This window comes from Acinetobacter sp. NIOH-H-8 (assembly GCF_046635365.1).
Taxonomy (GTDB): domain Bacteria; phylum Pseudomonadota; class Gammaproteobacteria; order Pseudomonadales; family Moraxellaceae; genus Acinetobacter.
Map to the genome: position 1 here is coordinate 1 of NZ_JBHDVN010000017.1, position 26213 is coordinate 26213.

Here is a 26213-nt window from a genome sequence, read left to right on the forward strand (position 1 = left end):
TAGCAAGAGTGAACCACCTGATCCCTTCCCGAACTCAGAAGTGAAACCTCTTAGCGCTGATGGTAGTGTGGGGTCTCCCATGTGAGAGTAAGTCATCGCCAGCTCATTATTCCAAAAGCCCTCTGCTAGCGCAGAGGGCTTTTTTTATGCGTGAGATTTCTAGGAAAAGAAGTAAATATACTCCTAATTGTGCCTAAATAATAAAAATATAAATAACGTGAAAAGTATAATTAATCAACTTCGTCTTATTTTCTTATTGGTCTGTATAAAAAATATTCGATCTACGACTTTAGCCTAAATTTTATTAAAAAAATCTAACTTGGTAAGTTTTGCAGTAGACAAGGTTTAAAGAATCATCCATTTTATATACAAAAGTGAATGAACGTTCATTTTTTCATAGAATAAAAAAGCTCACAATTGGAGGTGAGGAAAAATGACAGCAACAACAGTGAATGTGAATGCTGTAGTGGATGAAGCAAAGTTTAAACCTTTTCATTTGAAGATCGTACTTTGGTGCGTATTTGTCGTTATTTTTGACGGTTATGATCTGGCAATCAACGGTGTTGCTTTACCCCTACTGATGCAAGAATGGAATATGACGGCAGTTCAGGCCGGAATGCTTGCAAGTACTGCTCTGGCGGGCATGATGTTTGGTGCCATGCTCTTCGGTATGCTGGCAGATAAAATTGGACGAAAAAATGTCATCTTGATTTGTGTGACCTTATTCAGTGGATTTACGTTCTGGGGCGGGTTTGCCTCTGGTCCAACTGAATTTGGCATCCTGCGTTTTATTGCGGGCTTAGGTATTGGCGGTGTATTGCCGAATCTGGTTGCGCTCACTTCTGAATATGCGCCACAAAAAATGCGCAGTACTTTAGTGACTACCATGTTTAGTGGCTATGCAGTCGGTGGGATTATGGCGGCGTTATTAGGTGCCTGGTTTACCCCAAGTTTTGGTTGGGAAATCATGTTCTATATCGCAGGTATTCCATTATTGATGCTGCCTATCCTGTATTTGTATTTACCGGAATCTTTAACTTTCCTGGTAAAGAAACAGCAAAATGAAAAGGCCAGCAAAATTGTTCAACAGATCAGTCCTGAGCAAAATGTCACTGCAAGTACCCAGTTTGTACTGAATGAAGTGCATGCGCCAGATGCTTCAATTGCTGCTTTATTTAAGCAGGGCCGTAGTATGAGTACCTTATTATTCTGGTGCTGCTTCTTTATGTGTCTGCTTATGGTCTACGCATTGGGTAGCTGGTTACCAAAACTGATGATGGCAGCGGGTTATTCTCTGGGTAACAGCTTGATGTTCCTGATGGCCATGAATATTGGTGCAGTGGTTGGAACCATTGGTGGCGGTATTCTGGCGGATCGTTTCCATCTGAAACCGGTCATTATTGGCATGTTCCTGCTAGGTGCTGTATCCCTAGTGGGATTAGGCTTTAACTCTCCACAGGCTGTAATTTATCTGTTAGTCGCTGCTGCGGGTGCTTCGGCAATTGGTAGTAGTATTCTGCTCTATAGTTTCGTGGCTCAGTACTATCCATTGGCAATCCGCTCTACTGGTATTGGTTGCGCGTCTGCAGTTGGTCGGGTGGGGGCAATCGTTGGTCCAATTATTATTGGATTCCTGTTGGGTATGGAGCTGCCACATAAAATGAACTTCCTGGCAGTTGCGATTCCAGCCATTATTGGCGCGATTTCAGTGGCTATGATTGTACGTAAAGATCTGAATGCAGAACGAAATGCTGAGACCTTACTGGCGAAACAGAAGCTGAATTCTATTAAAACCTAGTCACTTTTTGCCAATCAACTTGCTATAAATCTGAATTGAGTCAAAAGATCCCTTTCATAAGAAAGGGATTTTTTGTTTCAAGTGTAAAAATCATTCATAAAAAATCGAATAAATCAAAAAATCATTGGTCTATAGACTATTTATATAGGCATTTTAATGAGAATAATAAATGTCTAAATATTCAATTATTTAGCTTTATAAAAATGTGATAAATCACACAAATAGCCGCTATTTTATAGCTGAAATAGCTCCATCATTTGGTCTTATTGTGCGCTAAATCTCACTTACGTATATTGCTAAAACTTGAATATTCCCTCGGATATTCATAAGGATTTTATGGACAAGTACTCATGGGAGATGAGAACGATGACAACGGAAACAGTAGATATAAATTCTGTAGTCGATAATGCGAAATTTACGCCTTTTCACTTCAATGTAGTTGCTTGGTGTTTACTCATTATCTTGTTTGACGGCTACGATCTAGCAATCAATGGTGTTGTTTTACCTTTATTAATGCAGGACTGGGGCTTAAGTGCCGTTCAAGCGGGAATGCTTGCCAGTACTGCGCTTGCCGGCATGATGTTTGGCGCGATGATCTTTGGTTCTCTGGCAGATAAAATTGGCCGTAAAAAAGTCATCATGATCTGTATCGTATTATTCAGTGGCCTGACCTTTGCTGGCGGTTTTGCTTCAAACCCGACTGAGTTTGGTATTTTACGCTTCCTTGCCGGCCTGGGCATTGGTGGTGTAATGCCAAACCTGGTGGCACTGACCTCTGAATATGCACCACAAAAAATGCGTAGTACTCTAGTGACGACCATGTTTAGTGGTTATGCGGTAGGTGGTGTAATGGCTGCCTTATTAGGTTCATGGTTTACCCCAAGTTTTGGTTGGCAAATCATGTTCTTTATCGCAGGTATTCCATTATTCTTATTACCAGTGATCTGGAAATTCCTGCCTGAATCTTTAGCCTTTATCGTCAAAGACAACAAACAGGAAAAAGCACGTCAAATTGTACGTCGTTTGGCTCCTAATCTAAGTGTTACAGAAACTACCACCTTTAAACTGCCACAGGAAAATGTACCTGAAGCAGCAAACGTGGTGAGCCTGTTCCGTCGTGGCCGTGCGGTAAATACGTTATTGTTCTGGGTAGCTTTCTTTACTTGCCTACTAACCATGTATGCACTGAGCAGCTGGTTACCGAAGCTGATGATGGCAGCAGGTTACTCAATGGATAACAGCCTGATGTTCATGATGGCGATGAACGTGGGTGCAGTGGTTGGTATTGTGGGCGGTGGTATTTTAGCTGACCGTTTCCACCTGAAACCGGTATTGATGTTCCTCGGTATGATGGGGGCGATTGTGATGAGCTCAATGGGCTTTGCATCTAACCAGTTCCTGCTTTACATCCTGGTGTTCCTGGCAGGTGCAGCATCAATTGGTTCGCAAATGTTGCTATACAGTTATGTTGCACAATTCTACCCGTTGGCAGTACGTTCAACAGGTATTGGCTGGTCATCTGCGATTGGTCGTATGGGCGCGATTGTTGGCCCGATCCTGATTGGTGGCTTACTGGGTATGAACCTGCCTGCACACTTTAACTTTATGGCAGTGGGTTTACCGGTACTGATTACAGCGATTGCAGTTGCTCTGATCATGCATGATGATGAATCTGAAAAGATTGGTTCAGCAGATACCGTTCCTGCAAAAGCTTAAAACCTAGCTTGAAATAAAAAAGCCCCCGAAAGGGGACTTTTTTATTGTTAAATTAGTAATATCAAATTATTAAATTTATAAAGATGACTAATTTTTTAAGAGAGAGAGAAAATTGACAAATCATATTTCAGAACTTCAAAAATTATTACCTAATTTCCCGACTGATATTTTAGAACAGTGGTTTTTACCTTATGTAGAAAGTGATGGTATGCCTTGGGATAAGGAAGGAAATGCTATTGGACGTTGGAAATACCTACTACAAAATAAGCCATTACATTACTGGAAAAATATTCTATGGGATCAAATAGAAGCTTATATTCCAATAGATGAATATTGTGATGAATGGAAATCAGTCTTACTTAATATGGTAGAAGGCGCTGTTTTAGGGAAAACTAATGTTTATTCAATATCAATTAATAATTTAAAAGAAAGGTTTGATTCGGTTTTAGAATATTTAGAAGCAAAGAAAGTATTTCCTAAGCCTCCAATTTTACTTCTAGAAAAGGATAAAGGTATAACGGTTTTAGATGGTAATCACCGAATTTCGGCATTTTTATATTCTTTATCACAAAATTATAGGGATAAAAAAGATGGAAAAATTGATACTCTACCTATGTTAAAACAAAGATATTGGATAGGTATTAATAGAGAGAATAAATAATTATTTATAAGTTACCAATTTTATTTAGATAATTAATTTTTAAAAAGATATATTCACAATTTATATGAAGAGAGTGTTTTTGATAACATCTATCATATTTTTATATAAAAGAACTAAGGAGTTTAATTTTGAAACTCAACTCATTCTCCCCAATCCCTGAAGATGATGAAGAACTTCATCTTCCTGAACTGGTGTACTGGGCCTCAATCGGTGATGTTGAACAGGTTGAGAACGGCCTACAAGAAGGTCTGGACGTCAACTCTGCCGATGAAGAAGGCTATAGTGCTTTACAGGCGGCTGCTGAAAATGATCATCTCGAAGTAGTCAAACTCTTGGTCAGCAAAGGCGCAGATGTCGATCATCGCAGTACCTATACCGCTTTGGAACTGGCAGAAATGGCCGGTAATAAAGATGTAGTGGCTTATCTAAAAAGCCTGAAAGGCGGCATTTAAATAAAATAAGATCAAGAAAATAAAAAAGCCTCCAGATGGAGGCTTTTTATGGTTTGAACTTAGGCAGCATCGCCCTCCAGTTCTTTTAAGATAGCGTCATTGAAAGCAGGAATGTCATCCGGATTACGTGAAGTAATCAGTACCCAGTCGCCAGTATTGCAGCGGTGAACCTGTTCATCGACCCATTTACCACCGGCATTTTCCAGATCCAGTTTGAGGCTCTTGTACGAAGTCAGGTTTTTATCCTTAATTCGCTGTGCATCAATCAGAACCCATGGCGCATGACAGATTGCGGCAATTGGTTTTTGCTGATCAGCAAAATGCTGCACGATTTTCTGGGCAGATTCATTGATTCTTAGCGTATCTGCATTCACAGTGCCACCAGGAACAACCAAGAGATCATAATCATCCAGCGTGACGTGATCAAAACTGGTATCAGGCGTATATGAGGTAGCAGCTTTGGTATCGCCTTTTACAGTCGCCACCTCTTCATTTTTTTCTGCCGCATGAATCACTTCAAATCCTTTGGATTTTAGAAAATTTAAAGGCTCGACCAGTTCATCATGTTCAACGCCTTGGTTTGAAGTAATAAAGAGGACCTTTTTTACCATGATTGCTGTTCCCAAAAAATGTGAGGATTTTCAGATTAACAACAAAGCGATTCTTACAATGTTGGATTTTTAGCTCGGAACTGTTAAACAATGCTAAGAATTTATAGATAAAAAAAGCCTCAACATCCTGTTGGGGCTTTTTTCGTATCTCGTGTTTAGGTATAACTCCTGTCGTACCTCACGTCCTGGTGCACTGCTTTATTCTTCTTGTTTTTAGGTATTTGAGCTTCCTGCTCTGTATGTTTGTAGAATAGTCTAAACCTGAAAGCTGGCATAGACGTCGATGACATCTATCATTGTACGTCTGGGCTTACAGGGTAAGGACCGATTTCCATAACTCATTATATTACTTAAAAGTGTATATCTAAGCCGACATAAGGACCTTTAAATTCCAGTTCCAAGTCTGGCGCATTATTTTGTTCGGCATCGATATTCATGATGCGATAGCCGACTTTAGCCCCTACATCAACCAGCAGGTTATCAATAAAGTCATATTGCAGTTCAGCCTGAACATCAGTCTTTTTGATATCGCTACCGTGACTGTAAACCGCTTCAGCTTTAGCACTCATGCCAGTAAATGGCAGTTTTACCCCAGCTGTAGCATAGAGTAATGGACTGTATTCATCTAGATCGTACTGAGTCAGGGCACCTGCATTCAGATTTCTGACTGTACCATCCAGATTAGTCAGACCAGCACCGATATCAGCATGCACAATGGTATCCAGCAGTTCATAATACAGAATATAGTCGATATTATTAAGTTCGATATCGGCAGCATTCAGCGGGGTGCTTTGTTCGCTATTGCTGTCCAGATTCACATATTTGATTTTGGCATTTGGCAGTAGTGGTACTGGATGTTCAAATGCGACAGAGAGTTGTGCCGTGCCTTGGCGATCCAGGTCCTGTTTGCTGGCATTTGCAGACTGGCTATAACCGTCAAAATTCCAGTAGCTGGCATCTGTTTTAAGACCAATCACATCGGCATGGCCTATGCTGCTCAGTCCTAATCCTAGTAATAATGCAGTGAATAATTGTGTACGCATTTCTAATTTTCCTTACGCTTTCTTTAAATTGAGCGATTTTGTTACCTAAATACATCTTCTTAAACGTAATCAGTAAGTGCATGATATAGGTAATTTCTAAAATGTATATGTTAATGTGAAGGGCAGAATAATGGGATCGACAGCAGCACAACATTATCAAGACTATCCATTATATGTGGCAGGACAGCCGGTACAAACGGGTGAATGGCTGGAGGTCAAACATAAATATAGTCAGGAGCTTTATGCACGTGTCGCGCTGGCAGATGCTGAAACTTTAGAAAAGGCAATTCAGTCTGCGACTCAGGCAGAAGCAGAAATGGCAGCATTGGAACCTTTCCAGAAACAGAAAATTCTGTTGCATTGTGTGAAGCGGTTTAATGAAATCCGTGAAGAACTGACTGAAATCCTGATTGCCGAAGGTGGCAAACCACGTAAAGCAGCTGGCGCAGAAGTAGAACGTCTGATCAATACTTTCCAGATTGCAGCAGATGCGGTCACCCAAATGGATCAGGGGCGTATTTTACCTCTGGCAGTCACCGCCGCAGCTTCCGGTTATCAGGGCATGGTGAAACAGGTACCGATTGGCGCTGTTTCCCTGATTAGTCCGTTTAACTTTCCATTAAATCTGACTGCACATAAAATTGCGCCGGCAATTGCTGCAGGTTGTCCATTCGTGTTGAAACCGGCGAGTCTGACTCCAGTTTCAGCCTTAAAAATTGCCGAGATTCTGGCAGAAACTGATTTACCGAAGAATGCGTTTTCGATTCTGCCGTGTCCACGTGATCTGGCAGATGTACTGGTCACAGATGACCGTTTTAAACTATTGAGCTTTACTGGTTCTGATGTCGTAGGTTGGGATATGAAAGCCCGTGCCGGCCGCAAAAAAGTTACTCTGGAACTCGGTGGGAATGCCGCAGTAATGATTGAGCCAGATACTGAACTCAGCGAACAGCTGATTGACCGTCTGATTGGTGGCGCTTATGGTCATGCAGGGCAGGTGTGTATCAGTGTGCAACGTATTCTGGTGCATCAGGATATTTTTGAAGAACTGAAAGACAAGCTGGTTCAGAAACTGCAACATCTGAAAGCCGGTGATCCGGATCTGGAAACGACTTTGCTGGGGCCAATGATCAAGGAAGCTGAAGCTAAACGTTTGCATCGCTGGATGGAAGATGCCGTAGCGCAAGGTGCCCATGTACTGACCGGTGGTGAAGTGAAAGGTGTGATGTTTGAACCGATCCTGTTGGAAAAGGTAGATCATCAACTGGAAATTTACCGTAATGAAGTGTTTGGTCCGGTCGCCATTATTGAAGCGTATAGTGATTTTGAATCAGGAATTGCCTGTATTAATAGCAGTCGCTTTGGTCTGCAAGCCGGTATCTATACCCAGAATCTGCAGAAGATGATGTATGCCTGGGATCATCTGCATGTCGGTGGTGTGATTATCAATGATATTCCGTCATTCCGTGTTGATAATATGCCTTATGGCGGTGTCAAGGATTCCGGTCTGGGTCGTGAAGGTATTCAGTCTGCGATTCGTGATATGCAGGAAGAGCGTATGCTTGTCATCAAATGTTAAGCTGACCGAATCAATCAGTACAGTTCCACAATCGGCATAATTAAGGCCGGTTGTGGAATTTTGCTTTTTATTGCTTAAAAAGGTAGCAGGATAGGCAAAAATATAGACTGAATGAATTAAGACATAGCTCTGTTTTTATTCAGAAGAAAATGAAGAAGATTAAAAAAATACTTTTTCAATTTCTATTTAATACTTGATGAGTTAAGAGCGAAAAATTGCTTGAAAACTGTAGTAAAACTTAAAAACAATATATTCCAAAAAGTTTGTATACATATAACCAATAAAATCAAGAGCTCAGCGTAGAATTATTGAGCATTTGATAAGAATAGATTATAAAAAAAGAATGTTTTAAGCAGAAATTACAGAAAAAATTTGCAAAAGTCAGTATTGTTGAACCATCTACAAGGTCGGCTTTCTGCTCAGACTTTAAGCAAGCTGTCCGGCTAGCTGACCTGTTTGTATATTAGAATTCGATGCCCAAAAGGTATAACTCTAATTCAAACACCCGAAATAATTGAAATGCTTCTTCAGTGCTCGCGACATAACCATAACAAGCAGTATTGAATGAAGTTTAAAGTTTAGGTGTTCTATGACAGATACTCGAGAGAATTGGTCGGCACGATCAGGATTTATTATTGCAGCCATTGGCTCTGCCGTTGGCTTGGGGAATATTTGGCGCTTTCCATACGTTGCCTATGAAAACGGCGGCGGGGCATTCCTGATTCCTTATCTGATTGCGATTTTTGCAGCAGGTTTACCTCTATTATTTTTAGATTATGCAGTCGGACATAAGTTCCGCAAAGCACCACCGATGGCCTATAAAAAACTCATGAATGCAGAATCTCTGGGTTGGTGGCAGGTCATGGTGACCCTGATTATCGGGATTTATTATGCCAGCGTCCTGTCTTGGGCCGGCAGCTATATGATTTATTCCTTTGGACAGCAATGGGGCACAGATACACAAGCCTTTTTCTTCAATAGCTACCTGCAAAATGGTGAGGGCTTAACTTTCGGTTTCGTCCCTGTGCTGTTCTTTGGTCTGGTGATCGTTTGGGCAGCTGTGATGCTGATTCTTTACGGTGGGGTACGCCGTGGGGTGGAACTGGCGAATAAAATCTTCATGCCATTACTGGTAATTTTATTCACGATTCTGGTGATTCAGGCGGTACGTTTACCAGGTGCAGTCGATGGCTTAAATGCCTTCTTTACCCCAAACTGGGAAGCCATGACCAATTATAAAGTCTGGCTGGCTGCATTTGGTCACATCTTCTTCTCACTTTCAGTGGGTTTCGGGATTATGTTGACCTATGCCTCTTACCTGAAACGTAAAACTAACCTGACCGGTTCAGGTGTCGTGGTGGCATTGGCTAACTCGTCTTTTGAAATCCTGGCAGGTATTGGGGTTTTTGCAGCGCTTGGTTTTATGGCGTTCAGTTCAGGTGCGAAAGTTGAAGATGTGGTATCTGGTGGTATCGGTCTGGCCTTTATTGCCTTCCCGAAAATCATTTCCAGCTTAGGTGCAGGCGGTGACCTGTTCGGCTTCCTGTTCTTCGGTTCATTAACAGTGGCAGGTATTACCTCCATGGTCAGTATTCTGCAGGTGCCAATTGCGGCATTCCAGGACAAACTTGGCTGGTCGAAGAACAAGTCAGTGACGATTATTGCGGGTGGTTCAGCAGTTGTATCTACCTTGATGTTCTCGACTCATAGTGCCATTACCTTTGTCGATATCATTGACTACTTCGCTAACAACATTGGTATTGTGGGTGGTGGTCTGTTCTCGATCATTTTATTGTCCTGGTTCCGTCGTCCATTGATGAAACAGCTAGAAACACATGTGAACGAGTTTGCCAGTCTGAAACTGGGTGGCAGCTGGAAATTCATGCTGACTGTAATCACGCCGTTATCTTTACTATCGGCATTGGGTTTAACCCTAAAATCAATCATGGCAGAAGGTTATGGTGATTATCCTGCAAGTACGCTATGGATGATTGGTGGGGGCACGATTGCATTCTTTATTCTGGGTGCCATTCTGTTCAGTCTAGTGAAAGATCGTCATAGTTAGGAGAACGAATATGAATACATCTGCATTGATTATGATGATTTTCTCCATGGTTTTATTATGGGGTGGTCTGGCACTGGCTGTCATGCATCTGGCAAAAAATCCAGAAGAACCAGAAGACTAAAAATCTTCACATAAACACATTGTTGCTGTAAATGAAAGTCATTATCATCTTTGGTGATAATGACTTTTTTAATGGGCAGACTTATGGGAATTGCTCCCGTTACCGATGCACAAGTCTATACCGCTTTTGCAGTGACATTTTTGGCAGGTCTGGCTACCCTCGTGGGTGGGGGATTGGTGCTGTTCTTGAAAAAACCGAATTACCGGGTTTTAGCCTTCGGACTGGCCTTTGCTGCGGGAGCAATGATCTATGTCTCGCTCACAGAAATTTTAAATAAATCTATTAGTTCTTTTAGCCTGGCTTTTGATGAAAAATCCGGTTTTGCTTATGGTACTTTTGCCTTTTTATTGGGTGTGGTACTGGTCTTATTGCTGGATCGATTCGTTCCTAATCCGCATGAAACCATTGAGGCACAATCGAAACAGGATCTGAGTCAGCCGCAATTACTAAGAACAGGACTACTGACGTTATTTGCGATTAGTGCACATAACCTGCCAGAAGGATTGGCGACTTTTTTTGCGACGCTGGAAAGTCCTGCACTGGGTGCACCATTGGCGGTTGCCATTGCGATTCATAATGTGCCTGAAGGTGTTGCGATTGCATTACCGGTCTATGGTGCAACAGGCCGTAAAGACTATGCACTTGTGGCCAGTCTGCTTTCAGGCTTTGCTGAACCTCTGGGCGCTGCATTGGGCTATTTCATTCTGGCGCCGTATATGAGTCATACCATTTATGGCATGGTGTTTGGGATTATCGGTGGGGTGATGGTTTATCTGGCACTAGATGAACTCTTACCGACTGCAAAACGTTTTTCTAAAGGTCATGAAACCGTTTATGGTCTGGTCAGCGGTATGGCGGCACTGGCGACCAGTCTAGTGATTTTTAAATTTGTACAATAATAATCTCAAATCAAAACAATAAAAAAGGCAGCCAAAGCTACCTTTTCTTTTAGCAATATCATTTAAGCAGTTTTTTCAATCCGGCAATAGAAGAAGCCATCGCCTTGACCGGTTTTAGGTAGCAGCTGACGGCCATGGATCTGTTCAATGCCCCAATCTGCTTCGATCTTGATTTCCTTAGCATCTGCATGTTTGCTAAAGAATTCGACCATCTGCTGTTCATTTTCCGCTTTGAGAATTGAACAGGTGATATAGAGCAGGGTACCACCGACTTTCAGTTGCTGCCACATATTTTCCAGAATCTGCTTTTGCAGCTCTACCGTCTGGGTAATATCGGTTGAATGACGTAACAGACGAATATCTGGATGGCGACGCATTACACCGATGGCTGAACATGGCGCATCCAGCACGATACAGTCCGGCTGTTCCGGTGCCTGCCAAGTGATGGCATCTGCGGCTTTAATTTCAACGTGTTCGCCTTCCAGTAACAGGCGTTCAAGATTCTCAGTGACACGAGTTAAACGCTTGGCATCCTGATCAAGAGCGATCAGTTTACGCGGCTGATATTTTTCTAGAATATGCGCCGTTTTACCACCCGGTGCTGCACAGGCATCAATAACATACTTGTCATCCAGATCTGGCAACAAGGTAGCGCAAAGCTGGGCATGTTCATCCTGTACCGAAAAACCACCGACATCAAAACCAGGTAAATCAGGTACCTGTACATTGGCATCGAGAATAATCCCGACCTTGGAAACAGTACAGGCATGGGCAGGAATTTCGTGCTCGTCCAGAATTTCCAGATAGTCTGCGCGGCTAACCTGACGTTCATTTACGCGCAGGGTCAGTGGAGCAATCTGCTTTAACTCATGACTCAGCTCAGTAAGCTGCTCTGGCCAGTCTTTTTTCAGGCGTTTAAATAGCCAGCTTGGCAGGCCATGAGCCTGATCCAGTGCTGCCTGAAATTCCGATGTTTCACGTGAAACACGGCGCAGGATGGCATTCACTACGCCACTTAAAGCCTGATAACCAAGTTGCTTTACTGCAGTCACGGTTTCAGAAATGGCAGCGTGTGGCGCGATTCGGGTTTCCAGTAACTGGTATAGGCCGACATAGAGACAGGTTTCGACCGTGTCATTATTTAAAGGCTTCACCAGCAGAGGCAAGGTAATACTTTTAAGTGCATACCATTGACGTAAAGTACCCAATACCAGTTCATGGAACAGAGCACGGTCACGGTCTGCCACTTTCTTTAAATGCAGCGGCAAGATGCTGGCCAGAGACTGTCCTTGCTGTACAGCAAGTAAGGTACGAATCACTTGGGCACGCAAGTTAAGGTGAGATGTGCCTGATTCAGAATGACTCATGCCAATAATTGTCCTACATGTAATTTTTGGGTCTGGTTAATTTGTACCGGATTGAGCGGTTTACCGCCCGGCCATTGCAGTGAAGTGAGACACACTGCTTTTTCATCACCACAGGCTACATGCACACCCTGTTTATCAATCGCCAGAATCGTGCCGGCGGCATGACAGTGTGCATTTTTTTCTGAGAGTACCGAACCCCAAACCCGCAGGTTGTTATTTTCATCCAGAGGGATAAAAGCCACCGGCCAAGGATTAAAGGCACGGATATTACGGTCAATATTAGAGGCAGTACAGCTCCAGTCAATTCGGGCTTCTGCCTTAGACAGCTTATGAGCATAGACGGTAAGTTCTTCGTCCTGCACTTCCCGGGCAGCCAAATACTGTTGTAATTTTTCTTCAGATTCCAGTACCGCTACAATCGCTTCTGCACCTTGGGCAGCCAGTTTATCGTGCAGGCTGGCTGAGGTATCTTCTGCAGTGATAGGACATAAGGTTTTATACATCATGTCACCGGTATCCAGCCCGGCAGCCATTTTCATAATGGTTACGCCAGTTTCGTGATCACCCGTCGCAATTGCACGTTGGATCGGCGCAGCACCGCGCCAGCGTGGCAGCAGTGAACCATGAATATTCAGGCAACCATATTTAGGCGTATCCAGAACCACTTGCGGCAAAATCAGACCATAGGCAGCTACAACCATCACATCAGCATCCAAGGCTTTTAACTCAGCCTGAGCTGCCAGACCTTCTTCTGTTGAAGACTTGAAATGAAGTGGCTGATATACCGGAATATCATGTTCAAGCGCCAGCTGTTTCACAGCAGAAGCGGTAAGTTTCTGACCACGGCCTGCTTTACGGTCCGGCTGGGTATAGACCGCCACAATTTCATGATCGGTTTTGAGAAGCGCAGCCAATGCAGTTGCTGCAAATTCTGGTGTGCCTGCAAATATGATTTTCACACATGAAATTCCAAATAAACTTGGCAGCTATTATAAGCTAAAAGCCAAATGGCCGCCTAATCTACAATGCACTTAACTGTTACAGCGATTATAGATTCCTACTTTTAATTAAATTTTATATAAAAAAAACTCATGCAAATTCTAAAAATTATTCATGAAAGTTTTGTATTGTCCGATCCATGATGGCGGTATAGTAGCTTTATTAAGAGATTTTTATTGTCAGCTCACCGAGACCTCTCTATAGACATTTTTGTCTGCATCTACAACGAATAGGTCATCTTGTAAAACAATGGCTTGTAGTATGATAGGTCTAACATTCGACTGATTTAAGCTCATTGTCAGTATGATCTAGCCAGAGTGAACCTTTTTCGGTTCATTTCAAGCTCAAACTTTGTTGGAAATATAAAATGCCTGACTATCGTTCAAAAACATCGACACACGGAAGAAACATGGCGGGTGCGCGTGGCTTATGGCGCGCAACTGGGATGAAGGATGAAGACTTCGGTAAACCGATTATTGCAGTGGTGAACTCATTCACCCAGTTTGTACCGGGTCATGTTCACCTTAAAGATCTAGGCCAGCTCGTGGCACGTCAGATTGAACAGGCAGGCGGTGTAGCAAAAGAATTCAATACCATTGCTGTTGATGACGGCATTGCGATGGGTCATGACGGTATGTTGTATTCACTGCCTTCACGCGACCTGATTGCTGACTCGGTAGAATATATGGTCAGCGCACACTGTGCCGATGCCATGGTGTGTATCTCGAACTGTGACAAGATTACTCCGGGGATGTTAATGGCAGCAATGCGTCTGAACATTCCAGTGGTATTCGTGTCTGGCGGTCCGATGGAAGCGGGTAAAGTGAAAATCCGTGGTAATGACAAAGCCATCGACCTGATCGATGCGATGATCGTCGCTGCAGATGATAACTATACTGACGAAGAAGTGGCTGAATACGAACGTTCAGCATGCCCGACCTGTGGTTCATGTTCAGGCATGTTTACTGCGAACTCAATGAACTGTTTGACTGAAGCATTGGGTCTATCACTTCCAGGTAACGGTTCAACTCTGGCAACGCATGCGAACCGTAAAAAACTGTTCGAACGTGCAGGTTCTCTCATTGTTGAACTGGCAAAACGCCATTATGAACAGGATGACTACAGCGTATTGCCACGTTCAATGGTGACCAAAGCATCGTATGAAAATGCCATGACTTTGGATATTGCAATGGGTGGTTCAACCAATACCGTTCTGCATTTATTGGCTGCTGCAAACGAAGCAGGTGTAGACTTTACGATGGATGATATCGACCGTCTGTCTCGTAAAGTACCAGTGCTTTGTAAGGTCGCTCCTGCGAAGAATGACGTACATATGGAAGACGTGCACCGTGCCGGCGGTATCATGTCGATCCTCGGTGAACTGGATCGTGCAGGCCTGTTAGATACCTCTGTAGGTACGGTTCACGAAGCAACCCTCAAAGATGCTTTGGATAAATGGGACATCATCCGTACTGAAGATGAAGAAGTATATAAATTCTTTAAATCAGCACCAGGCGGTGTACCGACTCAAACTGCATTCTCACAAGACCGTTACTACTCACGTCTGGACGGCGACCGTGAAAATGGTGTGATTCGTAATGCAGAACATGCTTTCTCTAAAGACGGTGGTCTGGCTGTACTTTATGGCAACATCGCACTTGATGGCTGTATCGTCAAAACTGCCGGTGTAGATGAATCAATCCTGAAATTTAACGGGACTGCACGTGTATTTGAAAGCCAGGATTCTGCTGTAGATGCGATTCTGGGTGGCAAAATCACAGCAGGTGATGTGGTTGTGATTCGTTACGAAGGCCCACGTGGTGGCCCTGGTATGCAGGAAATGCTGTACCCAACCAGCTACCTGAAATCTAAAGGTCTTGGTAAAGAGTGCGCACTTCTGACTGACGGCCGTTTCTCTGGTGGTTCTTCAGGTCTGTCGATTGGTCACGTATCTCCAGAAGCGGCTGAAGGTGGTGCAATTGGTCTGGTTGAAGATGGCGACCGCATCGAAATCGATATTCCAAACCGTACTATTCATCTGGCTGTGGATGATGCGACCATGGCGGCTCGTCGTGCAGCGCAGGATGAAAAAGGTTGGCATCCAGTTGAAGAACGTCCACGTAAGATTTCTAAAGCTTTGAAAGCGTATGCGATGCACACTACAAGTGCTGCAAAAGGTGCGGTACGTGAAATCTAAGCTGTAAATTTTATAGCGCAAAAAAGCACTCCAGAGGGGTGCTTTTTTATTTTTGGTAATCGCACTACCTCAAATAACTGAATCAGATACACAGAGTCTTACTTTTATCTAAAGATCGCTTTCTATACAATCGAATAAAACCTAGACAGCTTTTAAGCTTCACAAGAATTACATCCAGGACGAATAAAATGAGTAAAGACAATATCCGAGAACATTCTGCTCCCGTTTATGAAGGCATCGAAAATGCACCGGCCCGTTCCATGATGCGTGCCACCGGTTTTCAGGATGAAGACTTTACTCGTCCGTTTATCGGGATCGCATCGACCTGGGCCAATGTCACTCCCTGTAATATGCATATTGATGGCCTGGCACGTACAGTCGAGCAGGGTGTGAATGCTGCCGGTGGTAAGGGCATTATCTTCAATACCATCACTATTTCCGACGGGATCTCGAACGGTACTGAAGGCATGAAATATTCCTTATTGTCCCGGGAAATTATTGCTGATTCGATTGAAGCGGTGGTCGGCTGTCAGGCCTATGATGGCGTGATTGCCATTGGCGGTTGTGACAAAAACATGCCGGGCTGCATCATGGGCTTGGCACGCTTAAACCGTCCAGGTCTGTTTATTTATGGTGGCACCATCAAGCCGGGTGAAGGGCATACCGACATGATTTCGGTATTTGAAGCGGTGGGTCAGCATGCCAAAGGCGAAATTAGTGCGATTCAGGTGAAACATATTGAAGAAGTGTCTTTGCCAGGGCCGGGTTCTTGTGGCGGGATGTACACCGCCAATTCTATGGCCTCTGCGATTGAAGCTCTCGGCATGAGCCTGCCAGGCTCATCCGCACAGGAAGCGGTGTCTGAAGACAAACAGATCGATTGTGCCCGTGCCGGTGAAGCTGTGATGAATCTACTGCGTCTGGATATCAAGCCACGTGACATCATGACCAAAGCGGCTTTTGAAAATTCAATTAAAGTATTGATTGCATTGGGTGGATCAACCAATGGAGTGCTGCATCTGTTAGCCATGGCGCATACAGCGGGTGTTGAGCTGAGCCTAGATGACTTTGTACGAATTGGTAAAGAAATTCCTGTCGTGGCCGATGTCCGTCCATCCGGTAAATATCTAATGTCGGAACTGATTGCCATTGGTGGGATCCAGCCATTGATGAAACGCATGCTGGATGCTGGCATGCTAGATGGTTCCTGCCTGACTGTGACCGGAAAAACACTGGCAGAAAACCTGGCAGATGTAGAAGATTATCCTGAAGGTCAGCAGATTATTTTGCCATTCGACAAGCCGGTGAAAAAAGATTCGCATCTGATCATTATGAAAGGTAACCTGTCACCAAATGGCGCAGTCGCCAAAATTACCGGTAAGGAAGGCTTATATTTCAAAGGACCGGCACGAGTGTTTGAAGGCGAACAGGGCGCGATGCGCGGGATTCTGGATGGCGAAGTTCAGCCAGGTGAAGTAGTTGTCATTCGCGGTGTAGGTCCTAAAGGTGGGCCGGGTATGCCGGAAATGCTGAAACCGACTTCTGCCATTATTGGTAAAGGTCTGGGGGATTCAGTCGCACTGATTACTGATGGCCGTTTCTCAGGCGGAAGTCATGGTTTTGTGATTGGTCATGTCACACCGGAAGCCTATGAGGGTGGCCCGATCGGCCTAGTGCAAAATGGCGATGAAATTTCTATCAATGCAGAAACCCGTGAAATGACCTGGCATATTTCGGATGAAGAGCTTACTGCACGTCAGGCCGCCTGGATAAAACCAAAACCGAATTATACCCACGGGGCACTGGCGAAATTTGCCAAACTGACTTCTGGGGCGGAGACCGGGGCTGTGACTGACCTAAATCTTGAAATCTAAAGTCTTAGAAAACATTGAACATTTGTTGCTGACTTGATATAAGTTTTGCACAAGACTTATATCAGGTCATAAACATCCTCATAATAGGATGTTGAATAAAACGATCCTGCTGGCAAGGGCTGGCATGACAAAATCTTTTCGAGGCACCTCTCATGTCCCTGCTACGCCGTTGGTTTGATCCAATCCGATCGAGTTGGTTTTACCAGAAACCAGTTCGTCAAACGGTGTTATCTATTGAAGATGGCTTGAGCATCCATTTAAGACTGGATGATGTTTATAGTTATCTGGCGGTACAACAGTTACCGCAACTGGAAGAAATTCTCAGTCCGGAACTGAAGCCACTCAAAGTCATCATTTCAGATCAGCGGGCTGAGCCGCCTAATCAGATGTCTTTTGATGAATGGCAGCACTATTGCCTGAATGATGCCAAAATTTTATCTAAACAGCATCGTTTCAGCTTTCATGAGACCCCAGAATTACCGACAGCTGAAGCCTTAAAGCAGGCAGAAACTATCCTGAGAAATACACCGTTACGCGGACAGGATTTTCTGTATTTATTGGAAGATGTCTTTCATATGCTCTGGCAAAAACAGAACGGAAAATTACGCACCTTATATGCGATGGCTAGCCGTCATCATGCGCCGCAGAATTTTCCGGAACGGATTTTTGAGCATAGTCCGATTCTGGCCAGCTATTTCCAGTTTGGCGGACGCCAGTATCAGGCGGTAGATGACTTGTTACGTCTGACCCGTCGCCTGAAACAGCAGAGATTACTGACCGGCAACCCGATTTTCCTGATCAATCATATTGAATGGCGCGAGCATCTGATCAGTGATGCCGAAGAACTGAATGAAATCCAGTCTATGGATCCTGAATTGGATTTGTATATCGCTCTGGAAGATCCGATTTCCTGGTTGTTACTGGCTTATATCAAGGAAGAGCTGGCTGATTTTTATAATATCCAGTTGAATGTCTATCCGTTGTCTTATCAGGGACGGGACTGGTTTGACTGGAGTCTGGCGACGCGCTTATCCAAGCGGACTGAAGTTAAATTTACCCCATTCTGCCGGCCAACCGAGCAGGCCGTGATGCCGATGGCGCAATTGTTTTATAGCTGTCCGGAAGAGCAGCGGATTGAAGCCATGTACCAGATTCTGGAAGCGGTCTGGACTCGTGGTTATGATCTGTCTTATGCAGCGCATTTCAAGCGTATGCAGCAGGAACTGAATATTACTGAACTGACCCAGGAAGACGTTCTGGCCAAGTTGCAGGAAAATGACACCTTATGTGAAATGAAGTCCCAGCCGAATCTACCGGTCCTAGAACTGCGTATTGATGGGCAAAGTTATACATTTAATAGCTTATATCGTGTCTGGATGATTGAAAGTATTTTCAGTAATGTGTTAGAAGAAAAGTATAAGAGTGATAACTAAACTGAAAGTGACTGAATAAACATGGAAAAAATCAAAGCTGAATCATTACAACATGCACGTCAACAGATCGATGCCATTGATACAGCTTTAGTCGAGCTGATCGCTGCGCGTCAATTTTATGTTGATCAAACCACCCGTTTTAAAAAAACTGAAACTGATCTGCAATCACCGGAGCGTATGGAGCAGATCGTCGAAAATGTCAAAGTCTTGGCACAACAGCAGGGTGTGGATCAGGCGTTTATTGAACATTTGTACCGGGAAATGTTCCAGTATTTCATTCAGCGTGAACTGAAAGAATTCCGTCCTTAAATAATTTTCAAATCCGATTTTTGTTGATTAATCTGATGAGTTTCAGCACATCCATCTGAAGCCTCAACATTTGCTTGAGGCTTCCTTCTTAAAACCCTGATTTTACTCTATTCGTGATTTCTATAGCATGGGCTTAAATCAATTTAGGGTCATCAGATGACTGCTTTTGTTATTGCTATTTTTGCTCTGGCTGGTCTGATTAAAGGCACCATTGGATTAGGTTTGCCGGCTGTGTCCATGGGTTTGCTGACCATATTTATGAGCCCATTCCAGGCAGCAACTTTACTGATTGTGCCTTCGATGCTGACCAATTTCTGGCAACTCTTTGCCGAAGGTCATGTGCTGAAACTGATTCGCCGTTTCTGGCTATTGCTGGCAGGCATTATCGTGGGTTCAGTCTGGAGTATTTTCCCGACCTTAGGTCATTCTGAATTTCATAGTGAAGCCTTACTGGGGGGGATGCTTGCCCTGTATGGCCTATATGGTTTACTGGCGAAACGGATGCCAGATTTAAGCCAGCATGAAAATTGGCTTTCTCCGATTATGGGATATCTCGGCGGGGCCTTGACCGTGGCAACTGGGGTAGTCGTGATTCCCGTGGTGCCTTATTTGCAAACCCTGCATTTAAAACGTGATGATCTGGTTCAGGCCTTAGGGTTGGTATTTACCACCTCAACGGTGTGTTTGGCAATTTTCCTGCACCAAAACCCGGTGGAAGATATGCCGATTGATTATGCCATGTCGGCGATTGCACTGACTCCGGCCTTGATCGGGATGTGGTGCGGCAAGAAAATCCGTTCCCGTATCCCTGAACAGAAATTCCGGACAGTATTTTTTATCGGCCTGATCGCCTTAGGCAGCTATATGATGCTGCATCAATTCGGCTGGATTTAATTCAGGATTTTTTGTACATCCGCAGAAATGAGGAACTGGCTAAAGTGCTGATAGGCGGTGCTCAGTTCATCAAAGTTCTTCGCAGCTAACAATAACTTGCGGTTGGCCCAATCTCCTGTCAGCTGGATTTGCTGAAATGCATAGAGCTTCGACAAACGTTGTGCAGCACGTTTTGGCATGATCGCGATACCTACACCATTGGCCACAACTTGGGCAATGGCGGCAAAATTTGGTAAGCGTAAGCGGTATTGAATTTCACAGTTCAGCAAGCGAGCCTGGGTTTCAATCGACTGCTGCAAAGAGTGATATTGCATCAGACCAACAAAGGGATAACTCAGACAGTCTGCTAATGTTAATGCCTGATTAGCTGCCAGATCATGCTGTTCAGGGCAGATCAGCACCAAAGGATCATCTGAAAATTCCAAAGTCTGTAATTGTGGTGCAGGAAAAAAGCTGGAAATAAGTCCTAGCTTGGCAGTACCACTCGCCAAAGCCGCAATGATGTCATTGCTCTCTGCTTCTTTGAGGTCGATCTGGATATTTGGGTTATTCACCAGATACTGGGGCAATAATAGGGGAAGGTACTCACTTTGTGCTGAAGAGTTACACCATAAGCTGATATTGGAATTGAGTCCTTCACTAAAGCCGGCCATGGCTTGAGACAACTGTTGTCCCTGTTGCAACAGGGCTTGGGCATGTTCAGCAAAGACCTGTCCCGCAAAAGTCATTTTTACCCCAGCAGAATGGCGGCTGAACAGACTGACCTGATATTGCTGTTCCAGCTTTTTAATCCGCTCACTGGCTGCCTGTAAGGAAATGGCAGAGCGTTCAGCACCTTTGGTCAGACTACCTGTGTCGACTATATTGAGAAAAAGACGTAAATCAAAAAAATCCAGACGCATCGGCAGGATGCTCATATAAAAGATCAGGCCTATTTAAACAATTCTTGCGATATAAAAAAAGCAGCCTGGAGGCTGCTTGAAAATTTAAGTCTTCACATTATTTTTTATCGACCAGGCTAAAGAACCAGTTCAGGAATAGCGCAGCAAAGGTCGCTGTACCAATTCCGCCTAGGTTAAAGTTACCGAAGGTCAGGGCAAAGTCACCTGTACCCAGAATAATGGTCACAGCTGCTACCATCAGGTTTTTATTCTGTGAAAAATCGACTTTATTTTCGATCCAGATTTTCGCACCGGCAATAGTAATAAGACCAAAGACCACAATTGAGGCGCCGGTTAAAATCGCCGTTGGAATGGTATGAATAATCGCACCAAACTTCGGTGATAAACCGAGGAATACTGCAAACACACCGGCAACAGCAAAGATAATCGTTGAGTAAACCCGAGTAACTGCCATCACACCGATGTTCTCACCATAGGTGGTCATACCCGGTGCGCCCACACCACCTGCCAAGGTAGTTGCAATACCGTCCGCTACAAAGGCTTTACCGATATGCGGATCCAGATTTTCCCCGGTCATGGCACCCACCGCTTTAATATGTCCCAGGTTTTCTGCAATCAGAATCAAGGCAATTGGCGCAATGATCAGCATGGCATTGGTATCAAATACAGGTGCATGGAAGCTCGGAACACCAAACCAGCCAGCTTGCTGAATTGGCGCAAAATCAATCGCAGTACCATAGCCCATCACATTACTTAAAATGTAGTAAATGAAGTAAGCCAGCAATAAACCGATCAAGAGCAATAGACGCTGTACCAGACCTTTGGTAAACACCGCAATAGAACCCATACACAGTACGGTCACCAGTGACATCCACATATTAAAGGTATTGCCCATGACGTTTTTCACAGTCACAGGGGCCAGGTTCAGACCGATAATCATTACCACCGCACCGGTCACCACCGGCGGCATCAGTTTTTCAATCCAGCGGGTTCCTGTTGCCATCACCAGAATACCCATCAAGGCATAAAGCACACCACAGGCAATAATCCCGCCAGCGGCGACACCAATATTTGGATTCAGTCCGCCAGCACCTGCATAACCGGTTGCCGCAATTACCACCCCAATGAACGCAAAGCTTGAACCCAGATAACTTGGTACACGACCACCCGTGATCAGGAAGAACAGGATGGTACAAATCCCCGACATTAAAATGGCCAGATTGGGATCAAAACCCATTAGAAATGGCGCCAGTACCGTCGCACCGAACATGGCAAAGGCATGTTGTACTCCCAAGATCAGGGTCTGGGCAGGCGGTAAATACTCTGCGGTACCTACTGGTCGTGCATCGATACTACCCTCATAAGGGCGCCACTTGGGAAACCAATTGGACATAAAATGAGCACTCAAAAGATAAATTGTGCACATCATACTCTTGTTTTTTAGAAGATTTAATCACTGAAACAAAATTTTTGTTCAAATTAATTCTATGACTTTATTTGATATTTTACCGTGCGGTAAAAGTTTTTTAAATCAAAACTAAAGTTAAATCAGTGGATTAATTCCCGGACAATTCATATTCAACTTCTATAAGTAATTTTAGTTTGATATATAAATAAAGCTTTTTTTGGCTATTGACTGATCAATAAAAAAGCACATCGTGTAGATGTGCTTTAAATGGAAGGGAAAAAATCAACCGGTATTTCGTAAACCGGCGGCAATGCCGGCAATACTCACCATCAGGGCATGATCGACCGGAGTGTGTTCAGCCTGCTGCTGTTCCAAATATAACCGACGACGTTTCATCAGTTCGGCTTGTAGTAAATGGAGCGGCAACAGATAAGGTTTACGCACCGTCATGGACTGGTCCAAGACGCCATTACTGCTGAGCAGTTTTGACTCACCTTTTAAAGTGAGTAGGGTCTGGATTGCATCCTGTAAACGTTGACGCAATTCCGTACCAAGCTCTTTCAGGTCTTCATCCTGAGTCAGATGCGATTCGTAATAGAGCGCGACATTGCTGTCTGCTTTGGACAGCACCATTTCCAACATATCAATCAGGGTCTGGAAATACGGCCATTCGGTTAGCATCTCATCCAGAATCGTACGTTGCCCTTGATCCAGTACCTCATTTAATGCGGCACCGGTACCCAGCCAGGCCGGTAACATCAAACGAATTTGAGTCCAGGCAAAAACCCAGGGAATGGCACGCAAGGATTCAATCCCGCCGCTGACCTTACGTTTGGCAGGACGTGAACCAAGCGGCAACATTTGCAGTTCCAGTTCTGGGGTCACGGTACGCAGGTATTTCACAAAATGCGGATTTTCACGTACTGTCTGACGATAGACCTGTACTGACAGATCGGTCATTTTATGCATCAGATCACGCCATTCCGGTTTCGGTTCGGGGGGCGGTAATAAAGTCGCTTCCAGCGTCGCCGCTGTATAAATTTCCAGATTTTGTAGCGCGATTTCTTCCAGACTAAATTTAAAGCGAATCATTTCACCTTGTTCAGTCACCCGAATGGCCCCTGAAATAGAGCCTGGTGGTTGCGAGAACAAGGCTTGCTGGGTGGGTGCACCACCACGGCTGATCGAGCCGCCACGACCATGGAACAGGGTCAGCTGGATATCATGCTGTTTAGCAACTGCGGTCAGTTCTTCCTGCGCACGGTACTGTGCCCAGTTGGCTGACATAAAGCCGGCATCTTTGGCTGAATCCGAATAACCAATCATGACCTCATGCTTACCCTGAATATGCTGCTTGTACCAATGCATATTAAAGAGTGTCGACATGGTGTCAGCAGCGCCGTCGAGATCTTTTAAGGTTTCAAATAAAGGTACTACCCGTAAAGGCTGTTTAATCCCGGCTTCTTTTTGCAGCAGCAAGACAGCCAGCACATCACTTGGGTATTCGGCCATGGAAATAATATAGGCACCCAGAGATTCACTTGGCTGTTCAGCCAATGTGCGCATGGTGGTAAACACTTCCTGCACATCCGGATGTTCAATCAGGCTAGCCGCTGGTTCATTCAGGTGTTTAGGTAGTAGAGGCCGTTTACTTTGCAGTTCCTGCAACAGGAAGTTTTGACGGGCCTGTTCAGTCCAAGTTTCGAAATTACCCAGACCCAGATATTCAGTAATGGCTGAAATGGCCTGACGATGACGACCGGATTCCTGACGGATATCCAGTTTGAGGAGTTCAATTCCGAAACAGTTGACCCGGTAAATCAGGTCCAGCAGACTGCTATTGGCAAGTTCTGCCAGATTGCACGCCATCAATGAGCGATAACAGGTCAGTAACGGTTTTAATAACTCATCTTTACTTTTAATCACCCGACTATCATCCGCATCTTTGCCATGCAGTTTTTCAGCCAGCCAGGCACGGGTAATTTTTAGACGTTCACGTATATCGCGTAAATATTCACGGTACGGTTCAGGATGTTGGTGGCCTAACGCCTGTGTAATTTCATCACTGCATTGCTGAGTAGAAAGTTCCCAGCGCAGGTTTTCAATATCACGCAAATACAGGTCGGCTGCTTGCCAGCGCGACAACCACAATACTTCCTGGGTCACATTATGCGTCACATTCGGATTGCCATCCCGGTCGCCACCCATCCAGGAAGCGAAACGTACCGGAGCAACATCTAGCGGCAAAGTCTGGCCACATTGTTCCTCAACCATGCCGTTCAGTTCACGGATGAATTTGGGTACAGCATTCCAGAGGGTTTGTTCAATTGTCGTAAAGCCCCATTTGGCTTCATCCACCGGGGTTGGACGATGTTGACGGATTTCATCAGTTTGCCAGGCAGAACTGATGAGCTGTTTTAAGTCAGCCAAAACTGCCTGACGTTCACGCGGGGTTAGCTTCTGCTGGTCAAATTTGGACAGGGCATTATTGATGCCATCATATTTTTGGATCAGGGTGCGTCGGCTGACTTCTGTTGGATGTGCGGTCAGCACCAGTTCAATCTTTAATTCACAGATTTGCTGATATAAGGTTTCTGCAGAAATTTCTTGCTGTTTGAATTTTTCAAATAAAGGAACCAGAGGATTTGGAGATTCTGTGCTTTCCTCAAATTCGCTTTGACGGCGACGACGTACCACATGGTACTGTTCGGCAATATTGGCAAAGTTTAAGAAATGGGTGAAGGCACGGGTCAATGGCAGGATTTCATGATCTTCTAAAGTCAGGAATAATTGTTCCAGCTGTTTTTCTGCTTCCACCTGTCCATCGCGAGCGCCTTTCGATAAGGCCCGAATTTGCTCGACCTGATTAAACAAATCTTGCCCCGCATGTAACTTCAGGGTTTCTCCCAGCAAATTACCCAGTAAACGTACGTCTTCGCGTAGAGGTGCATCAATCTGTTGAACCATTTTTTATATCCCTCCGATTCTTCCTTTGACTATACCCCGACTGCATGACAATCCAAGTCTTTTGCAGACAAAAGTTGAATATCATTTGTTGATAATTGGATGAATTTTAGTCCTTACGCTGTTGCAAGGATCAGGCCAGATAGAAGAAATTTAACGGGAAATTGCATATTTCAGCATAAAGATCTCGATGGCCTGCTGAATGATCTGATGGCGTTGCTGCATGTCAGGTAACGGGCTTAAATCCAGTAAGACTTTGTGATGTCGCATACCTAAAAGTAAGGACACCATCAGTTCGGTCTGATGCTGCGGATCATCAGTCTGGATAAATTGATGTTGCTGCGCCTGCTCAAAGAAATCATGCCAGGCCTGATTCAGCTTGATATGTGAGGCTGTATAAAAACGTTCCGCCAACGGATTTTTTTCATAGGCCAGTTGCATGATGAGCAGGTCCAGTTTGAGAGCTTCCGGCAGATTGGCAATATTGAATGAGCGCAGACAGATCTGATACAGCTCCTGCTTGAAATCACTATCAGGCTGCAGAACTTTAGGAGATTCCTGCAGAATTGCCTCACAGGTTTCTTCAACCGCACAGCTAAACAGCGTGGCCTTATCCTGAAAATGATTATAGACAGTGAGTTTGGTCACACCGGCTTCCAGCGCAATCTGGTTCATGCTGGAACCATGATAACCATGCTGTAAAAACAGCTGTTTCGCTGCGTTCAGAATACGCTGGCGTTTTTCCAGATCCTTGGGCCGTCCAACCGGTATTTGCACAATTTCATCCAAAAAAAATCAATATGGTCATTGTTTTAACTGCAGAATCCTAATTAGTGTACCGGGTGGTATATTAATTAAAAAATAAGCAATTTATATATCTACCTATTTTGCCCTAAAAATGATGATTAGATAAGAGCGAAC

Annotated in this window: 21 protein-coding genes and 1 rRNA gene; 14 read left to right on the top strand and 8 right to left on the bottom strand. The window is 44.3% G+C overall.

Going from position 1 to position 26213, the window contains the following annotated elements:
- From rrf to ACEWB7_RS08675, 5 genes are all read left to right on the top strand, one after another.
- Positions 1–104 (top strand): 5S ribosomal RNA (rrf, locus tag ACEWB7_RS08655); the annotation flags it as partial.
- Between the two features lie 329 nt (positions 105–433).
- Complete coding sequence (locus ACEWB7_RS08660; RefSeq protein ID WP_034171560.1) at positions 434–1798, top strand: MFS transporter; 1365 nt, start codon at positions 434–436, stop codon at positions 1796–1798.
- Positions 1799–2164: 366 nt separating this feature from the next.
- The gene (locus tag ACEWB7_RS08665) at positions 2165–3514 is read left to right on the top strand and encodes an aromatic acid/H+ symport family MFS transporter (RefSeq protein WP_180105310.1); all 1350 of its coding nucleotides are present in this window, start codon (positions 2165–2167) and stop codon (positions 3512–3514) included.
- 112 nt (positions 3515–3626) lie between these two features.
- Positions 3627–4175, top strand: a complete 549-nt coding sequence (locus tag ACEWB7_RS08670; RefSeq protein WP_411580621.1) for a hypothetical protein — start codon at positions 3627–3629, stop codon at positions 4173–4175.
- Positions 4176–4303: 128 nt separating this feature from the next.
- A complete protein-coding gene (locus ACEWB7_RS08675) occupies positions 4304–4627 on the top strand; it encodes an ankyrin repeat domain-containing protein (protein WP_411580622.1) in 324 nt (107 codons plus the stop codon).
- Between the two features lie 59 nt (positions 4628–4686).
- On the opposite strand, the gene ACEWB7_RS08680 is transcribed toward ACEWB7_RS08675, so the two are convergent.
- Positions 4687–5238, bottom strand: a complete 552-nt coding sequence (locus ACEWB7_RS08680) for a type 1 glutamine amidotransferase domain-containing protein (protein ID WP_004780385.1) — start codon at positions 5236–5238, stop codon at positions 4687–4689.
- A 350-nt stretch (positions 5239–5588) separates the two neighbouring features.
- Positions 5589–6281 carry a TIGR04219 family outer membrane beta-barrel protein gene (locus ACEWB7_RS08685; RefSeq protein ID WP_411580623.1) on the bottom strand — a complete coding sequence of 231 codons (693 nt, stop codon included), beginning with the start codon at positions 6279–6281 and terminating at the stop codon, positions 5589–5591.
- A 130-nt stretch (positions 6282–6411) separates the two neighbouring features.
- On the opposite strand from ACEWB7_RS08685, the gene ACEWB7_RS08690 reads away from it, so the two are divergent.
- The 4 genes from ACEWB7_RS08690 (at position 6412) to zupT (ending at position 10945) form a co-directional block, all read left to right on the top strand.
- Positions 6412–7860, top strand: coding sequence for an aldehyde dehydrogenase family protein (locus tag ACEWB7_RS08690; RefSeq protein ID WP_411580624.1), 1449 nt, complete (start codon positions 6412–6414; stop codon positions 7858–7860).
- A gap of 589 nt (positions 7861–8449) precedes the next feature.
- Positions 8450–9925 (top strand): sodium-dependent transporter, encoded by a 1476-nt coding sequence (locus ACEWB7_RS08695; protein ID WP_125279821.1) that lies wholly within the window; start codon positions 8450–8452, stop codon positions 9923–9925.
- Positions 9926–9935: 10 nt separating this feature from the next.
- Positions 9936–10046, top strand: coding sequence for a methionine/alanine import family NSS transporter small subunit (locus ACEWB7_RS08700; protein WP_004780392.1), 111 nt, complete (start codon positions 9936–9938; stop codon positions 10044–10046).
- Positions 10047–10129: 83 nt separating this feature from the next.
- Positions 10130–10945: a zinc transporter ZupT gene (zupT, locus tag ACEWB7_RS08705; RefSeq protein WP_411580626.1), complete on the top strand. Its 816-nt coding sequence runs from the start codon at positions 10130–10132 to the stop codon at positions 10943–10945.
- 62 nt (positions 10946–11007) lie between these two features.
- Here zupT and rsmB read toward each other — a convergent pair whose 3' ends face one another.
- Positions 11008–12312 (bottom strand): 16S rRNA (cytosine(967)-C(5))-methyltransferase RsmB, encoded by a 1305-nt coding sequence (gene rsmB, locus ACEWB7_RS08710; protein WP_411580627.1) that lies wholly within the window; start codon positions 12310–12312, stop codon positions 11008–11010.
- Positions 12309–13271, bottom strand: a complete 963-nt coding sequence (fmt, locus tag ACEWB7_RS08715; protein ID WP_180014507.1) for a methionyl-tRNA formyltransferase — start codon at positions 13269–13271, stop codon at positions 12309–12311. The genes rsmB and fmt overlap by 4 nt, the downstream gene beginning before the upstream one ends.
- Before the next feature lie 407 nt (positions 13272–13678).
- On the opposite strand from fmt, the gene ilvD (ACEWB7_RS08720) reads away from it, so the two are divergent.
- The 5 genes from ilvD (ACEWB7_RS08720) to ACEWB7_RS08740 all read left to right on the top strand — a co-directional run bounded on the left by ilvD (ACEWB7_RS08720) (position 13679) and on the right by ACEWB7_RS08740 (position 20018).
- Positions 13679–15508, top strand: a complete 1830-nt coding sequence (gene ilvD, locus ACEWB7_RS08720; protein ID WP_341121024.1) for a dihydroxy-acid dehydratase — start codon at positions 13679–13681, stop codon at positions 15506–15508.
- A 188-nt stretch (positions 15509–15696) separates the two neighbouring features.
- Positions 15697–17382 carry a dihydroxy-acid dehydratase gene (gene ilvD / locus ACEWB7_RS08725; RefSeq protein WP_411580629.1) on the top strand — a complete coding sequence of 562 codons (1686 nt, stop codon included), beginning with the start codon at positions 15697–15699 and terminating at the stop codon, positions 17380–17382.
- A gap of 152 nt (positions 17383–17534) precedes the next feature.
- Positions 17535–18815, top strand: a complete 1281-nt coding sequence (locus ACEWB7_RS08730; protein WP_179992899.1) for a hypothetical protein — start codon at positions 17535–17537, stop codon at positions 18813–18815.
- A 21-nt stretch (positions 18816–18836) separates the two neighbouring features.
- Entirely contained in the window at positions 18837–19124 is a 288-nt protein-coding gene (locus ACEWB7_RS08735) for a chorismate mutase (protein WP_411580631.1), read from the top strand.
- A gap of 156 nt (positions 19125–19280) precedes the next feature.
- Positions 19281–20018 (top strand): sulfite exporter TauE/SafE family protein, encoded by a 738-nt coding sequence (locus ACEWB7_RS08740; RefSeq protein ID WP_411580632.1) that lies wholly within the window; start codon positions 19281–19283, stop codon positions 20016–20018.
- On the opposite strand, the gene ACEWB7_RS08745 is transcribed toward ACEWB7_RS08740, so the two are convergent.
- The 4 genes from ACEWB7_RS08745 to ACEWB7_RS08760 form a co-directional block, all read right to left on the bottom strand.
- Positions 20015–20920, bottom strand: a complete 906-nt coding sequence (locus ACEWB7_RS08745) for a LysR family transcriptional regulator (protein ID WP_302700641.1) — start codon at positions 20918–20920, stop codon at positions 20015–20017. The genes ACEWB7_RS08740 and ACEWB7_RS08745 overlap by 4 nt on opposite strands.
- Before the next feature lie 97 nt (positions 20921–21017).
- Positions 21018–22313 carry a solute carrier family 23 protein gene (locus ACEWB7_RS08750; RefSeq protein ID WP_200229399.1) on the bottom strand — a complete coding sequence of 432 codons (1296 nt, stop codon included), beginning with the start codon at positions 22311–22313 and terminating at the stop codon, positions 21018–21020.
- Between the two features lie 297 nt (positions 22314–22610).
- A complete protein-coding gene (gene ppc, locus ACEWB7_RS08755) occupies positions 22611–25295 on the bottom strand; it encodes a phosphoenolpyruvate carboxylase (RefSeq protein ID WP_411580634.1) in 2685 nt (894 codons plus the stop codon).
- Positions 25296–25445: 150 nt separating this feature from the next.
- Positions 25446–26069, bottom strand: a complete 624-nt coding sequence (locus ACEWB7_RS08760; protein ID WP_262738197.1) for a TetR/AcrR family transcriptional regulator — start codon at positions 26067–26069, stop codon at positions 25446–25448.
- Positions 26070–26213: the final 144 nt, after the last annotated feature.

What these genes read in the sequence shown, in the direction of transcription:
- ACEWB7_RS08660 (WP_034171560.1), top strand. Translation starts at nt 434, where the DNA reads ATGACAGCAACAACAGTGAATGTGAATGCTGTAGTGGATGAAGCAAAG.
- ilvD (WP_341121024.1), top strand. Translation starts at nt 13,679, where the DNA reads ATGCCTGACTATCGTTCAAAAACATCGACACACGGAAGAAACATGGCG.
- ilvD (WP_411580629.1), top strand. Translation starts at nt 15,697, where the DNA reads ATGAGTAAAGACAATATCCGAGAACATTCTGCTCCCGTTTATGAAGGC.
- ACEWB7_RS08735 (WP_411580631.1), top strand. Translation starts at nt 18,837, where the DNA reads ATGGAAAAAATCAAAGCTGAATCATTACAACATGCACGTCAACAGATC.
- ACEWB7_RS08700 (WP_004780392.1), top strand. Translation starts at nt 9,936, where the DNA reads ATGAATACATCTGCATTGATTATGATGATTTTCTCCATGGTTTTATTA.
- rsmB (WP_411580627.1), bottom strand. Translation starts at nt 12,312, where the DNA reads ATGAGTCATTCTGAATCAGGCACATCTCACCTTAACTTGCGTGCCCAA.
- ACEWB7_RS08745 (WP_302700641.1), bottom strand. Translation starts at nt 20,920, where the DNA reads ATGCGTCTGGATTTTTTTGATTTACGTCTTTTTCTCAATATAGTCGAC.
- ACEWB7_RS08695 (WP_125279821.1), top strand. Translation starts at nt 8,450, where the DNA reads ATGACAGATACTCGAGAGAATTGGTCGGCACGATCAGGATTTATTATT.
- ppc (WP_411580634.1), bottom strand. Translation starts at nt 25,295, where the DNA reads ATGGTTCAACAGATTGATGCACCTCTACGCGAAGACGTACGTTTACTG.
- zupT (WP_411580626.1), top strand. Translation starts at nt 10,130, where the DNA reads ATGGGAATTGCTCCCGTTACCGATGCACAAGTCTATACCGCTTTTGCA.
- ACEWB7_RS08680 (WP_004780385.1), bottom strand. Translation starts at nt 5,238, where the DNA reads ATGGTAAAAAAGGTCCTCTTTATTACTTCAAACCAAGGCGTTGAACAT.
- ACEWB7_RS08690 (WP_411580624.1), top strand. Translation starts at nt 6,412, where the DNA reads ATGGGATCGACAGCAGCACAACATTATCAAGACTATCCATTATATGTG.
- ACEWB7_RS08750 (WP_200229399.1), bottom strand. Translation starts at nt 22,313, where the DNA reads ATGTCCAATTGGTTTCCCAAGTGGCGCCCTTATGAGGGTAGTATCGAT.
- ACEWB7_RS08730 (WP_179992899.1), top strand. Translation starts at nt 17,535, where the DNA reads ATGTCCCTGCTACGCCGTTGGTTTGATCCAATCCGATCGAGTTGGTTT.
- ACEWB7_RS08665 (WP_180105310.1), top strand. Translation starts at nt 2,165, where the DNA reads ATGACAACGGAAACAGTAGATATAAATTCTGTAGTCGATAATGCGAAA.
- ACEWB7_RS08740 (WP_411580632.1), top strand. Translation starts at nt 19,281, where the DNA reads ATGACTGCTTTTGTTATTGCTATTTTTGCTCTGGCTGGTCTGATTAAA.
- ACEWB7_RS08685 (WP_411580623.1), bottom strand. Translation starts at nt 6,281, where the DNA reads ATGCGTACACAATTATTCACTGCATTATTACTAGGATTAGGACTGAGC.